General features: G+C 68.2%; 11 protein-coding genes. 5 read left to right on the top strand and 6 right to left on the bottom strand.

Annotation, left to right across the window (positions count from 1 at the left end):
• Window positions 1-472 precede the first annotated feature (472 nt).
• Complete coding sequence (locus QZM15_RS01860; RefSeq protein WP_059574633.1) at window positions 473-1864, top strand: sigma-54 dependent transcriptional regulator; 1392 nt, start codon at window positions 473-475, stop codon at window positions 1862-1864.
• Between the two features lie 40 nt (window positions 1865-1904).
• Here QZM15_RS01860 and QZM15_RS01865 read toward each other — a convergent pair whose 3' ends face one another.
• From QZM15_RS01865 to QZM15_RS01890, 6 genes are all read right to left on the bottom strand, one after another.
• Entirely contained in the window at window positions 1905-4358 is a 2454-nt protein-coding gene (locus tag QZM15_RS01865) for a glycoside hydrolase family 2 protein (protein ID WP_302105668.1), read from the bottom strand.
• Between the two features lie 29 nt (window positions 4359-4387).
• Window positions 4388-5443 (bottom strand): DUF1839 family protein, encoded by a 1056-nt coding sequence (locus QZM15_RS01870; protein ID WP_302105669.1) that lies wholly within the window; start codon window positions 5441-5443, stop codon window positions 4388-4390.
• The gene (locus tag QZM15_RS01875; protein ID WP_059574628.1) at window positions 5440-6414 is read right to left on the bottom strand and encodes an amino acid--[acyl-carrier-protein] ligase; all 975 of its coding nucleotides are present in this window, start codon (window positions 6412-6414) and stop codon (window positions 5440-5442) included. The genes QZM15_RS01870 and QZM15_RS01875 overlap by 4 nt, the downstream gene beginning before the upstream one ends.
• Window positions 6411-7607 (bottom strand): acyl-CoA dehydrogenase family protein, encoded by a 1197-nt coding sequence (locus QZM15_RS01880; RefSeq protein WP_059639359.1) that lies wholly within the window; start codon window positions 7605-7607, stop codon window positions 6411-6413. Before QZM15_RS01880 ends, QZM15_RS01875 begins: the two co-directional genes overlap by 4 nt.
• Window positions 7604-7855 (bottom strand): acyl carrier protein, encoded by a 252-nt coding sequence (locus QZM15_RS01885; RefSeq protein WP_006490451.1) that lies wholly within the window; start codon window positions 7853-7855, stop codon window positions 7604-7606. The genes QZM15_RS01880 and QZM15_RS01885 overlap by 4 nt, the downstream gene beginning before the upstream one ends.
• 180 nt (window positions 7856-8035) lie before the next feature.
• Window positions 8036-8818 carry a Crp/Fnr family transcriptional regulator gene (locus tag QZM15_RS01890; RefSeq protein WP_179231773.1) on the bottom strand — a complete coding sequence of 261 codons (783 nt, stop codon included), beginning with the start codon at window positions 8816-8818 and terminating at the stop codon, window positions 8036-8038.
• A gap of 917 nt (window positions 8819-9735) precedes the next feature.
• Between QZM15_RS01890 and QZM15_RS01895 the strand changes: the two genes are divergently transcribed.
• From QZM15_RS01895 to polX, 4 genes are all read left to right on the top strand, one after another.
• Entirely contained in the window at window positions 9736-10518 is a 783-nt protein-coding gene (locus QZM15_RS01895; RefSeq protein ID WP_302105670.1) for a Crp/Fnr family transcriptional regulator, read from the top strand.
• An 11-nt stretch (window positions 10519-10529) separates the two neighbouring features.
• Window positions 10530-11936, top strand: coding sequence for an undecaprenyl-phosphate glucose phosphotransferase (locus tag QZM15_RS01900; protein WP_060968526.1), 1407 nt, complete (start codon window positions 10530-10532; stop codon window positions 11934-11936).
• Between the two features lie 383 nt (window positions 11937-12319).
• Entirely contained in the window at window positions 12320-12712 is a 393-nt protein-coding gene (locus QZM15_RS01905) for a TraR/DksA family transcriptional regulator (RefSeq protein ID WP_059574623.1), read from the top strand.
• 148 nt (window positions 12713-12860) lie between these two features.
• The gene (gene polX, locus QZM15_RS01910) at window positions 12861-14618 is read left to right on the top strand and encodes a DNA polymerase/3'-5' exonuclease PolX (protein ID WP_302105671.1); all 1758 of its coding nucleotides are present in this window, start codon (window positions 12861-12863) and stop codon (window positions 14616-14618) included.

A 14618-nucleotide genomic window follows, 5' to 3' on the forward strand; every position in this document is an offset into this window, starting at 1 on the left:
ATCAAATCTCGGTGGTCAAACGCGCATGGCGCGCAACCCGGGGCAGCGTAACCGCCTGATTCAGGTTTATCTTTTGGTAACAAGGTCAACTTGAAACGGGGTGTAAATTCGGGTGCGGATGAAATGGGGCGGCCAATCCGGCGACGGTTTGGCCGCCGTCCGGTTCCGCAGCGGGCGCGACTGTCGTGTACGACGCCCCGTACATGCGGACGGAGTCCCCGTTTGCCGACGTGCCCCGCCTGACGGCGGGTCGCTTCAAAGCCGGAATGTCATGGCTCCCGAAGCCGGGCATTCCGTTCGAGTTCGATGACAACGAGGCCGGATGACATTCGGCTCGACCTCCGGGGGTGTTCGCCGTGTGCAGTTTCGATCTTCGCCAACGCTGCGCAAGCGCAGCGCGGAAAGGCGGCCATGCGCCGCCGGTCGCAGCGCACGCGAACGGTTCGCGGAGTGCGGAAAGTGACGGTTCGTTATGAATATGCCAATAACGCGCGATAAGAGCGCCGGCGTGGGGAGCGGTAACGGGCAGCGTCCGCTGATTTACTGGACGCAGTCGCCGTCCGTGATGCTGCGAAAGGAATTGTCGCGCCGCGACTGGAAAGTGACGGTGGTCGCGCATGCGAACGAACTGCGCGACACGTCGGGCGAAATTACCTGCGGCATTCTCGACCTGAGCGGCGGCCACGCCGATGCGATCGGCAGCATCGCGTCGACCTGCGCGTCGATGCGCGACGTCGTCTGGGTGGCGCTCGTGGACGTCGGCCAGACCGCGTCGCCGAACGTGCGCGCGCTGTTGCGCGACTACTGCTTCGACTATGTCACGTTGCCGGCGTCGCACCAGCGGATCGCCGATACGGTCGGCCATGCGTACGGCATGGAATGCCTGTTCGCGCGCGATCGCGAACAGCTCGAATCGGAGGAAAAGGGCATCGTCGGCACCTGCAGCGCGATGCTGCGGCTGTTCGACACGGTGCGGCGTTTCGCGCGCACCGACGCACCCGTGTTCGTGTTCGGCGAAACCGGCACCGGCAAGGAACTCACGGCCGTCGCGATCCATCGTCATTCGGAGCGGCGCAACGGCCCGTTCGTCGCGGTCAACTGCGGTGCGATTCCGCCGCATCTGCTGCAATCGGAGCTGTTCGGCTATGAGCGCGGCGCGTTTACCGGCGCGAACGCGCGCAAGATCGGCTACGTCGAAGCCGCGAACGGCGGCACGCTGCTGCTCGACGAAATCGGCGATCTGCCGCACGAGAGCCAGGCAAGCCTGCTGCGGTTTCTGCAGGAGCGTTCGATTCATCGTCTCGGCGGCAGCGATCCGGTGCCGGTCGATGTCAGGATCGTGTCGGCGACGCACGTCGATCTGCGCGATGCGATGGAGGAAGGGCGTTTTCGCGCCGACCTGTTCCACCGGCTGTGCGTGATGCGCATCGACCAGCCGCCGCTGCGCGCGCGTGGCAAGGACATCGAGCTGCTCGCGCATCACATGCTCGAGCGCTTTCGCGGCGATGCGCGCCATCGCGTGCGCGGGTTCTCGACGGATGCGATCACGGCGCTCTACAAGCACGACTGGCCGGGCAATGTCCGCGAACTGATCAACCGCGTGCGCCGTGCGGTCGTGATGACGGAGGGGCGCCTGATCACCGCGCAGGACCTCGAGCTCGAATATTGCCTCGATGCGGCATCGCCGTCGGTCGCCGACATCCGCAAGTCGATCGAGCGCGAGGCGATCGAAACCGCGTTGCTGCGGACGCGCGGGCGCGTCGCGGCTTCCGCGCGCGAGCTCGGCGTGTCGCGCGCGACGCTGTATCGCTGGATGGAGGCGTACGGGATCGAGCGACCGCGCGGGACGGGCTCGTCCGACTGATACGGGAAGCATGACGCTCGCGGCGGCCGCGAGCGTCGCATCATCCGGCCGGCGTGGCCCGCACGGCGCGCGCGGCGTTGACGGCCCGGATTTCCACCGCAGGCGGTGCGTTATCGTCGGCGGCCGCAGGCTTCCCGTCGATTCTCGACGGAATGAGCGCGATGCGCGCCGGCGTGCCGGGCGCGAGATGGAACCAGTCGTCGCTCGGCATGAAGCCGGGCGCGTCGATCTGCACGTGGCGGGCGACGTGTCGCGTGTCGATGTCGACGTGCCAGGTCTCGCCGGTGCGCGACACGCACGCCTCGATCCCGGGCTCGCGCCGCGCCAGCACGGCCGGATGCGTGCGGGACGGGAAATGGAACGCCTGCGACAGCGGCGTGCCGTCGTCGGCGCGCAGCGTGGCGACCACCGTATCGTGTTCGCACGGGCCGAAGCGGTACGCGTAGGTCCAGTCGAAGAAGCGGCCGAGCAGTTCGGCCGAGCCGAGCCGCACCGTGTCGTGCGCGGCGATCCGCACCGCGCAGCCGGCCCGGGCCACCGGCGTGCGGCCGTCGCGCAGCGCGACCAGCTCGATCGCGGCCGACAGCGGCGCCGGGCGCTCGTTGACCACATGCACGTCGAGCCCGTTCAGCCCTTCGTCGACGAGCAGCACCTGGACCGGCTGCAGCACCTGGCGCAGCGCATACCATGCCGATTTCGGCCGGTGCGCGGCGTCGATCACGCCCCATCCGGCGCCCGGCATCACGTCCTGGAATTGCCACACGAGCGCGCCGGCGCACCGCGAACCGGTGCGTCGCCACTCGGAAAACGTCTCGCGCATCACGTCCGCGATCACCGCGCGCGACAGCTCGACATAGCGCGCAGGATCCTCGCGCCGCAGCCGGTCGGGAGCAACGTCGTACAGCGTCTGCAGATAGTGGTCGCGGATATCGTCGAAATCCCACGACGTGCCGGGGTCGCGCGGCACGGCCGCCTTCCAGCGCGGTTCGTGCACGCCGGGCCAGCCGAGTTCGGCGAGCGTCGCATCGCATGGCAGGTTCGCGAATGCGAGGCATTCGCTCGCGAAGCGCACGTCCGCGCGGCGCGCGTCGTCGAGCGGGCGCAGGTACGCGCCGACGCCGTAGTAGTGCGACACGCGTTCGCGCGGCGTGAACGGCAGCACGCCGCCGTCGGGCGAATCGGGCACGTACGGGACGTCGGGGCGGCGCGCGGCCGCGTGGGCGGCCAGCCGGTCGGCCGTCAGGTCGAGAAAGCGCTGCTTCGGCCCGAGCCCCGACATCGCGGCCTGTTGCGCGATCTCGCTGCCGCCACACAGCACCGCAAGCGACGGCGAAGCGCCGTGACGCGAGAGGAACTGGCTCGCTTCGCGGTCGACGTTGGCCGCGAACGCGGGGTCATCGAGCGCGTAATCGAAGTTCGCGAAGCCGAAGTCCTGCCAGACCAGCAGCCCGAGCCGGTCGCACCATGCGTGGAAGGCGTCGGCCTCGTAGGCCATCGTGCCGCCTACCCGGATCATGTTGAAGCCGGCGTCGCGCGCGAGCCCGAGCAGGCGGCCGTAGGTCGCGTCGTCCGCGTGCAGCGCGAGCGGCGCGGCGCTGCTCCAGCATGCGCCGCGCGCGAATACGGGCACGCCGTTGACGCGCAGCCCGAAACCCTTGCCGTCCGCGCCGGAATCGACGTCGATCGTGCGGAAACCCGTCGAGCCGAGCGGCCGGCGCGCATCGCCGATATGCAGCGCGATCTCGTAGAGCGCCGGCTCGCCGTGCGTATGCGGCCACCAGCGACGCACGTTCGGTACCGGAACGCTTGCGCGCAGTTGAGCGGCGCCGGCACGTTCGAGCGTCGCGTGATGGTCGCCGCACGACAGCCGCGCCGCGAACGTGTCGGGCAGCGCCACGGCGAACGTGAGTTCCGCGTCGAGCCAGCCCGTGTCGCCCTCGACACGCGCCTGCAGTGTGCAATCGGCCAGAACGGGCCCGTCGGCCGGATCGAGCACGTCGACGGGCCGCCACGGGCCGGTGGGCACATACGGCGGGAACCAGCCCGGCATGTGTCCGAACAGCGACGTGCGGATCGTGCGCAGCGCGGCCGGCTCGGCGAGCCGCGTGCGCCAGCGCGCACGGCGCGGCGCGCGCGCGTCGCGCAGGTGCGGCGCGAGGGCGCGGAAACAGACGGTCAGCCGGTGCGTGCCGTCGAGCGACACGGGCACGTCGTGCGCGACGAACATGCTGTCCGAGCTGTGGATCGGCGTGTCGTCGAGCCACGCCTGTGCAAGCGTCGCGAGGCCGTGAAAGCGCAGGATGCGCGGCCCGCGCCCGCGCAGCGCGAGCCGGTACCAGTGGTCGCGCTCGTCGAGCGACGCGGCTTCGTCGAGCCGGCCGGCCAGCGCGAGCGCCTGCGCGACCGTGCCCGGCACCGGCGCCGCGATCCAGCCGCCTGGCTCGGCCGGGAGGTCGCGCGGGTGCCGCACGGCGCCCGCGGGCGTCGCCAGCATCGACCACGCGGGCAGGGGGCGTGCGCGCGTCACCGCATGGCCGACACGGGCTCCGTGTCGCAGCGCACCGGCGTCACGTGCCGCAGCGGCGCGCCGATCTGCCGCGCGCACCCGACGAGGTCGCCATACGCGGCCTCGATCGCGTCGAGCGTCGAATCGCCGCGCTCTTCCTTGCCGCGTGCGCACGCGCGCGCGAGCCGGAATTCGAGCACCATTGCTTCCGACGCGATGCGATCGCACGCGGCGCGGATTTCGGCGAACGGCCCGGTGCAGCCGCTTGCCTGCAGCCAGCGCGCATAGTGGCCGAACAGTTCGAAATTCGCGCCGAGCTGCCGCACCGAATTGAACGAGTACGCATGGAAGCGTTCGAGCGGCGCTTCCGCGAGAATCGGTGCGTCGGTCTGCAACTGCCGGCGAAATGCCGCGACCGGATCGACGACCGGCAGGCGCCGCAGGTGGCGCTGCAACGCGGCGAGGGAGGCATCGCAGAGCGCGCGCTCGTCGAGCGGCGCAAAGCGTCGCTTCGCGCATTCGACGTACGGTGGCAGTGCCATCGGCGAACTGCCGCCGACGAGCCCGCTGTAATCGACATCCTCGGCGACGTAATAGCCGCTGTTGTGGAAATAGCCGATCTGGTGCTTCGCGCGGTCGATCGCGTCGATGCCGATCGTCGTCTTCGTGTGCTGCGTGCGGTAACTGCTGCCGCGCGTATCGGGCAGGAACCACGCATCGACCTCGACGATCATCAGGTGTCCGCGCGCGACCTGCGTCTCGATGTGCTGGTCGAGCGGCTCGTAGATCGAATGTTCCTGCACGACGATCCCGTAGAGTCGCTCCAGCTCGTCGTGCGGAAACTTGAAGAACGTGAACTGGTCGCCCTCGAAATCGAGCGCGATCGTAAACGGCAGCGCCGCGTACGGATTGAGACCCCACCACCGGAGCACCTCGAGCCACATGTCGACGTAGCAGTTGGTCTGTTTCCAGACCATCTCCTGACTGTGCAGCGGATGCGGCCGGTAGTGGCGCGCGCGATGGCGCACGCTCTCGAACGACGTGTCTTCGCCGTCGCGGGAAACGAACCTCATCGCGTACCCCACAGCACGTCGCGCACGTCGCGCGGCCACGCGTCGATATCGAAGCCGTGGTGGCGGAACAGCGCGAGCGTGAGCCGCTCGAGGCCGAAACCGACGCAGCCCGTGTGCGCGACGTCCCCCGTCGCGGTACGGATGTCCCACAGCAGCCCGAAATGATCCATGTGGTAGTTGAAGCTCAGGCACGCGGTCTGGCGGTCGTCGTGCTCGATCGGGATCAGCAGCTCGAACTTCAGGTTCTGCTCGCGCTGGCTGTCCGCGACGATCTTGCCGCCGCGCCCGAAGAACGGGTCGTTCGCGAGATCGATCGCGTTCGGCAGGCGCAGCGCTTCGATCATCCGCGTGCCGCGTTCGATCCACGTCTCGCGGAACGAGACGATCTGCTCGGGCGTGCCGATCCGCACGTATTCGCGCATCCGGAACAACTGCATGCGGGTCGGGTCGAGCGACGGTTCGTGACGGAAGCAGTACGAGAACACGTCGACGATGCGGCCGTCCGGGTGCAGCGCGCCCGCGCGCGCGACGACGGGATACACGGGGTAGCACGCGGCCGGCGTCATCACGACGTAGGTCGGCTTCTGGTTCTCGGTCCAGTCGTCGCCGCGATCGAGGCATTGCAGCACGCGCTGGTGCTGGCGCTCGTCGCCGCAGAACGCGTGCACGCTGCCCGCCAGTTGCGGGAAGCTCTTCATGTATTCGCTGCGCTCGAACTCGGTGCGGCTCATCGCCGGCGGGAAGCGCAGCACTTCGGCCTGCTGGTCGGCGCCGATGCGCGTGACGAACGCGTCGAGCGCTTCGACGACGCGCTCGAATCGCTCGCTGCGGCCGAACAGGCCCTGGATGCCGGTCGAGACCAGCAGGCCCGCGTCGATCAGCGCGTCGCGCAGCGGGTTGACGCCCGCACGGTCGAGCGGCGCGTCGGCGGGAACGGAGGCGGCGGAGGGCACGGCGAGGCGATCGTTCACGTATGTTTCTCCAGCGTCGCGGGACGCAGCGCGAGCAACAGGCTCGCAGTGTTGGCGGCAATGCGGTCGTTGCTGATCATCAGCGGCGCCGCGTGCAGGTCGCGAATGTGGCGGCCGATGCTGAACGGCGTGCCTTGCTTGTAGCCGGCCATCCCGCAGATCATCATCGCCTGATGCGCGACTTCGAGCGCAGTCGCCGACACGTAGGTCTTCAGCGTATTGATCTCGGCGGCCCAGGCCATGCCGGCCGACCACGAGCGGGCCTGCGCGTTCGCGTGGAGGCGCAGCACGTTGTCGACGCGGGCCTGCATCGCCTGCATCAGCGCCAGCGATTCGGCGATGCGCCGCGCGGCGGGCGACGGCGCGCCGTCGGTCTGGCGCGCCTGCGCGCGGAAGAACTGGTGCGCGCGATGGAACGCGTCGCCGGCCACGCCGATCCACACCGCGGCCCACAGGATGTGCGAGACGGGCACCATCGTTTCCTCGGCGATCTTCGCGAACGGCACCGGCAGGCATTGCACGGCGGCGCCCTGCGCGTCGAGCACGAAGCCGTTGCTGCACGTGCCGCGCATGCCGAGCGTGTCCCATTCGCCGCGGCGCGTGAGCGTATAGCCGTCGCGCAGCAGCGTGACGAGCACCTGCTCGGAAGCCGGCGCATCCGCATCGCGTCGCGCGGTGGCGAGAATGCCGTCCGCGTAGTCGCCGTACGAGATCGTCGGCGCGGCCTTGTGCAGCCGGAATCCGCCGCCGTCGATTTCGAGCGCGCACTGGCTCGCGCGCAGGTTGCCGCCGACGCCGTCTTCCGACGTGGCCGACGCCAGCAGCCACTGGTGACGCACGAGCTGCTGCAGGAACAGCTTGTGCCAGCCCTGGTCGGCGGCGTGGTCGACGATGCACGCGACCTGGATCTGGTGCATCGCGAACACCATCGCCGACGACGCGCAGGCCTGGCCGAGGATCGAGCAGGCCGACGCGATGTCTTCCAGCGACGCGCCCGCGCCGCCGAGATGGGTCGGCACCATCGCGCCGAGCAGGCGGCGCGCGCGCATCGCCTCGATCGCCTCGACGGGGCAGCGCGCGTCGCGATCGACCGCATCGGCATGCTGGGCGGCGATTTGCGCGACGGCATGCGCGGCCTCGTCGAGGCGATGCGAATCGCTGTCGGGCGCGAGTTCGGGAAGCAGCGCGCTCATGCGGAGTGCTCGGTGCGTTGCAGCGTGGCGATCGTGTCCGCGAGCGCGTCGATGCTGCGGAACAGGTTGCGGTTCAGCATCTCGTCGGGAATCTCGATGTTGAACTGCTTTTCGATCGCGAGCATCAACTGGATCGTATCGAGGGAGGAGAGGCCCGCTTCGTAGAGGTCGTCCCCGTCGCCGATCGAATCGATCGCGGCTTCGAGATGGGCGACGTGCTTCAGGATGGTTCTGATTTCGTTTTTCACGTGCTGCTCCGGCGTGCGTGGTGTCGTCCGCTCGGGCGAACGCGCGATATGCGCTGACATCCCCCCGGCAGTCCGGCATCAGTAGACCACTGGCAGACACGGCGTTCTGTTCGCCACCCTACAAACAGCTGAACCGGTACGCGTGCGGCGCCGAAGCGCCGTCCCGGTCCGGCACGCCGGTCACGCGCGCGATGCTGCTGGCACGCCCGAGTCGGCCGACAGGATGCGCTTCATCTCGTCGCGCACGATCGCGCGGCAGCCGCACGACATTTTTTCTAGGCCGCCGAGGTCGGCGAGCTCGATCGAGCTGCGGTATTGCCGGATCAGGCCGAGCTTCTGGATTTCGCCGGCGGCGTCCGTGACCGTTTCGCGCCGCACGCCGAGCATTTGCGCGAGCATGCTGTGCGTCACCTGGATCTCGATACTGCGGGTGCGGTCGAACGCGAGCAGAAACCATCTGCATAACTGATGTTTGAGCACGTGATGACGACTGCAGAACGTGATCTGAGAGACCTGCGCCATCAGCAGCCGCACGCAGACGAACACGAGATGGCGGATCACCGGCGACGCATCGAACGCGGCCGCGAAGACGCGCCGGTCGAGCCGGTAGACGAAGCCGTCGCGGCACGCGAGCGCACGGCACGGCATCTGGCCGCTGCCGCCGATCACGTCGTCGCAGACCACGCTTTCGCTGCCGATCTCCGCGACTTCCAGCGTCATGCCGCCAGACGACACGTACTGCAGCGAGATCGCGGTCGTGACCGGCAGGTAGACGGCGGCGAGCATTTCGCCCGGTTCGCAGAGCACCTGCCCGGATTTCAGGTGAACGAGTTGAAGGTGGGGCGTCAGCGTGGCGAGTTCGTCGCGGTCGATGGCCGCGAGAAAACGGTTGGCATCGAAGCTGTGGGAAAGCTCGATCATGCCGTTCGCATACGCGACGGCGTCGGGAGCCTGATGAGTCACGGCGCATCCTCGCAGAATGACGGTCGCGCGTCGTCCGCGCGAACTCCGGAACGGAAATTTCGCACGACCGTGCGGACTTTTGTTGATCAAAAACCGAATGACGATACTCGCAAAAAAGGCTAGCACGCAATTGAATTCGCACAATTGCGCATTCTGCCATTTCACAAAGTTTGACGGTTGCGATTGCACGCAAACGTTATGTCGATTTAATGATTCGTTTCCCTGAAATTAATCATCCGGAAATGGAATCGTGTGCTTTCTTGTCATTCAATGCCGACAGGGAATCAATCGAACGACGTTGCGCATCGTACCGCGAAGTGCCGGAAAGTCATTGAACATTGTTTGACAAAAAAATGGGGATCGCCTGATTTTTCAATTGGATCAATGGTTTGTAAGCGATATGTGCGCTAACCGACAGAGGTCTGAATTAGTGTGCCGATTCAAATTTGAGACAGTTTGAAACGAACGTGTGCGGCGCGCCGACGTTGGGGAATGCTGCGCTGCACATCATGGAAACAATTGAAAATCGGCCGTAAGTGTTTGAACGGTAAGCATCGTGGTCCCACGCGACCATGCCGGCCCGATGCGCGGGGATTGATCGATCGAATGGCTGCTGTGTCCGTTGCGCGGGCGAGTGTCCGGAAATGAGACGTTTTTTTGCTTTTGGGGCCGGTTATTCGCGGGCTCTAAATCGAATGTGATTCATATATTAAGGATGGACGGGTATTGGCACGTAAATCGCTTATTCGGGCTGGCGTGTCGAAACGTGGCAGTGGACTCAATCCGGCGATGACAAGCCGATGGTCAGTCGGATTCGGGGTTGTGGGCCGCAACCGCATCAATGTCCGGACGCGCATCGCGATAACGAGTTCCGTGCACGCGGCTGCAGGCGGCGCGGACGATAAAGGGATACAGACATGCTTCATCTTCACTCGAGCTACTCGGCGAACGCCATCCTTGCTGCCCTCCCGGAGGACAGCATCCGCACCATCGCACCGCATCTCGAACTGGTCCGGATCAAGGCCGGGATGCTCGACCGGGTCGGCGAACCGATGCGTCATCTGCACTTTCCGACGACGGCGATGATGTCGGTGCAGCACCTGATGGAGGACGGTGCGATGGTCGAGGTGGCGGTGGTCGGCCGCGAGGGGGTGGTCGGGCTGGGGACGCTGGTGGGCGGCATCGCGGCGTCGAGCCGGGTCGAGGTGCGCATCGGCGGAACGGCCTATCGCGTGCCGAGTTGCGTGATGCGCGCCGAGTTCGAGCGGTCGCCGCAGACCTACCGCCTGCTGCTGAACACCTGCCAGGCGACGATGGCGCAAATCTCGCGCAGCGCGCTGTGCAACCGGCACCACTCGGTCAGCGAGCAACTCAGCCGCTGGCTGCTGCTCGCGCATGACCGGATCGACGGCGACGAGCTGACCGTCACGCAGCAGACGATCGCGAACATGCTCGGCGTGCGGCGCGAGGGTGTGACGGAGGCGGCCGGCAACCTGCAGGAAGCCGGGCTGATCCGGCAGCGCCGCGGCCGCATCACGGTGCTCGACCGCGACGGCCTCGAACATCACGCGTGCGAATGCTACGACCTGATTCGCGCGGACTATCGCCGGCTGCTCGGCACGCGCGGGAATACGAGGCCGGCGACGGTCCACCCGCGCATGCTGGAGAGCCGTCGCGGATTCCCGGCACACGGTGCGTGACGATGCAGCCGATGTCCGGTGGAACGAATGCGATGCGGCGTGCCGCGATCGCGGCAGCCGACGTCGTGCTCGTGCTGGCGGGGGCGCTCGCCGCACAGGCGGCGTCGGGCCTCGGCTGGCATGCGCTGTCCGACGCGCAGCGCGGCGCGATCGCGCTGCTGTGCGTGTTGACGGTGGCGCTGCTGCCGCGCTACCTGCGCACCGTGCGCGGCGGCGTGGCGGTGCAGGGCGGCGCGCACGTGCTGACGCACACGCTGGTGGCGGTGATGTGCGCGAGCGTGCTGACGGTGGCCGGCACGGTATGGATGATGAATCGCGGCGGCACGGTCACGACGCGCTGGATCGTGCAAACGGTGCTGGCTGGCGACGCGACGCTGCTGCTCGGCCGCGCGGCGCTGCTGGCGCTCGCGCTGACGCGCGGCGACCCGCGCGCACGGCAACGCCGCGTCGCCGTCGTCGGCGCAACGGCCTACGGGCGCGTGGCGATCGAGCGGATGCAGCTTGCGCCGAACGGCCCGTTCGTGGCCGCGTGCGTATTCGACGACGATGCGGCGGCCGCCGCGAGCGGCATCGGCGGCGTGCCGGTGATCGACGACTGGAACGCGTTGCGCGACCGGATTCGCGGCGGTGACATCGACGAGGTCTGGCTCACGCTGCCGATGTCGCACGAGTGGCGGATCCAGCGCATCGTGCGCGAACTGCGCGACGAGTTCGTCGAGTTGCGGCTGTTGCCCGACGTGCGGCAGATGGCGGTCGTCGATCGCTCCGCGACCGACGTGCTGGGCATGCCGGCGATCAATCTCGCGACCACGCCGCGCTCCGCGCCGGAGCTGTGGGCGAAGTTCGCGTTCGACCGGCTGTTCGCGTTCGCCGTGCTGATTCCATTGCTGCCGCTGCTGACGATGCTCGCGATCGCGGTCAAGCTGTCTTCGCCCGGGCCCGTGCTGTTCAGGCAGCGCCGCAAGGGCGTCGACGGCCGCGAGTTCGACATCCTGAAGTTCCGGACGATGCGCGTGCATCGCGCGCAGCCGGGCGTCCTGCGGCAGGCGTCGCGCAACGATGCGCGCATCACGCGCGTCGGCGCGTTCCTGCGGCGCACCTCGCTCGACGAGTTGCCGCAGTTCTTCAACGTGCTGTTCGGGCAGATGTCGGTGGTCGGCCCGCGTCCGCATGCGATCGAACACGACGACTTCTATCGCCAACTGGTCGACTGCTACATGTACCGCTACCGTGTGCGGCCCGGCATCACCGGATGGGCCCAGGTGAACGGCTATCGCGGCGAGACGCGCAAGGTCGAGGCGATGGCGGCGCGCGTGAAGTTCGATCTGTTCTACATGCAGAACTGGAGCTTCTGGTTCGACATCAAGATCATCCTGCTGACGGTGGTGCGCGGCTTCATCGGGCGCAACGCATTCTGAGGAAAACGAATGATCGAGTCGGCGCCGCGCGAGCGATCGTACCGACCGCCTGATGCCGGTTCGCGGGCACGGGAAGACGCGCGCGGCCGCGCGGAAAATTGCTGCACCGCGGTTGCGCCGACGGGCCGCGCGGCGCGCGCCGCACGTCGGGATTGCGCGTCCGTCCCCGGTTTCCTCACCGCTGACGCTGCGTGACCGGCACGCTGATTCGGGTCAACACACGCGTGTTCAATGGGTTTATCCTGCGTCGAATGCGTCCGGCGTTCTGCACGTCCGGCCGCGTATCCGGATGCGGCGGCGCAGGTCATGCCTGCGCGCCGCGTACCGGCGCGATACCGCGCGCCTCACTTTTTCGCGCGGAACCCGGAACAGGAGAGACGGCCATGTCGCTCGACCAACAACAACGGCAGACGCTGAAACAGCGGCTGAACGAGAGCGAGCAGGCGCTGCGTGCGGAGATCCGCGCGAGCGAGGACCAGCGCGCGCTGGAATCCTATGCGGACCTTGCCGGCGCGGCGCCGGACGAGGGCGACGAGGCGAACGCCGATCTGTTCGTCGACGTCGATCACGCGTTGATCGGCATGAAGCTGACCGAACTGCGCGCGATCGGCCGCGCGCAGCGGCGGATGCGCGACGGCAGCTACGGCGAATGCATCGACTGCGACGGCTCGGTCGGCTACGAGCGCCTGCTGGCGCGCCCGACCGCCGAACGCTGCACGCATTGCCAGTCGCTCTACGAGCGCCGCTACGCGACGACGCCGCGCGCGTCGCTCTGACGTCGCGGTTTCCACCGCGCTGCACGCGCCGGGCGGCCGGCGCAGGATGACCAACGGGCGCCCGGCGCCGTCGACACGCGGCGCCGGGCGGGCAGACGCCGTCGCGCCGGCGCGCGGCGCCATCCACGTGGAAGGGGGCACGCCGATCATGCCGATCCACAATGCGGAGTGCGCGGCCGTGTTCGCCGAAATCGGCGACATGCTCGAGATCCAGGGCGCCAACCCGTTTCGCGTGCGGGCATACCGCAACGCCGCCCGCACGATCGCCGACTACGGCCGCGATATCCCGACGATGATCGCGAACGGCGACGATCTCGGGAAGATTCCGTCGATCGGGGCCGATCTCGCGTCGAAGCTGCGCGAGATCGCCGCGACCGGCACCTGCGACCTGCAGCAAACCTTGCGTCATGCGTTGCCGGGCGCGATCGTCGCGCTGCTCGACGTGCCCGGGCTCGGCGCGAAACGCGTGAAGGCGCTGCACGACGCGCTGCACGTCGATTCGCTCGAGCAGTTGCGCGCCGAAGCGAAGAGCGGGCACGTGCGCGAACTGCCGGGCTTCGGTGCGAAAACCGAAGCCCATCTGATCGAGGCGATCGACGATCGCCTGCAGCGTGAGCCGCAACGCTTCCTGCTGCCCGACGCCGCGCATGCGCTGACGCCGTTGCTCGAACGCCTGCGTGCGGTGGCCGGTGTCGGCAAGGCCGTGCCGGCCGGCAGCTTCCGCCGCCGCCGCGAGACGGTCGGCGATCTCGACATCCTCGTCACCGCACGCGATGCTGCCGCGGTCGCCGACGCGTTCGTCGGCTACGGCGACGTGGCGCGCGTGCTCGCACACGGCAAGACCCGGTCGAGCGCGATGCTCGCCAACGGGTTGCAGGTCGACCTGCGCGTCGTCGATGCCGATGCGTTCGGCGCGGCGCTCGTCTACTTCACCGGATCGAAGGCGCACAACATCGCGCTGCGCAGGATCGCGCAGGCCGGCGGCCTGAAGATCAACGAATACGGCGTGTTTCGCGGCGGCGAGCGGATTGCCGGCGCGACGGAGGCATCGGTCTACGCGGCCATCGGGCTGCACGAGGTGCCGCCCGAGTTGCGCGAGGATCGCGGCGAGGTCGATGCGTGCCGTGCCGGCACGCTGCCGGCGCTGGTGGAGCGCAAGCATCTGCATGGCGACCTGCACGCGCATACCGACGTGTCGGCCGGCCGCGACGGCTTGCGCGCGATGGCCGCGGCCGCGCGTGCGCGCGGGCTCGCGTATCTGGCCGTCACCGATCGCGTCCCGCCTGGCGACGGCGCTCGCGGCGGCTTCGACTGGCTCGCGCGGCAACTCGACGACATCGATCGCGTCAACGCGACGTTCGACGATTTCGTGTTGCTCAAGGGCGTGGAAGCGGGCATTCGCGAGGATGGCAGCCTGGACGTGCCCGACGCGATGCTCGGCCGGCTCGATCTCGTCGTGGGCGCGGTACGCGACGGTTTCGACCTGCCGCGCGGCGTGCAGACCGATCGCATGCTGCGCGCGATGGACCATCCGTATTTCACGATTCTCGCGCATCCGACCGGTCGCATGCTCGGCGAGCGCGACGCCTGCGAACTCGATGTGCCGCGCGTGCTCGCGCAGGCTGCCGCGCGCGGCTGTTTCGTCGAACTCGATGCTCAGCCGCGGCGCCTGGACCTGCCGGACGTCTGGTGCCGCGAGGCCGCGAAGGCCGGCGTGCCGGTCGCGATCGGTTCGGATGCATGCAGCGCGGACGAACTCGACAATCTCGCGTTCGGCGTCGACCAGGCGCGGCGCGGCTGGCTGACGCGGCACGACGTGCTGAACACGCGCACGCTCGCGCAACTGCGGCCGCTGCTGGCGCGCACGATGGGCGGCGGCAAGCGGAGCCGGTCGAAGGGCGCGTGA

Origin of the sequence: Burkholderia sp. AU44665, from assembly GCF_030504405.1 — a bacterium.
GTDB classification, from domain to species: domain Bacteria; phylum Pseudomonadota; class Gammaproteobacteria; order Burkholderiales; family Burkholderiaceae; genus Burkholderia; species Burkholderia semiarida.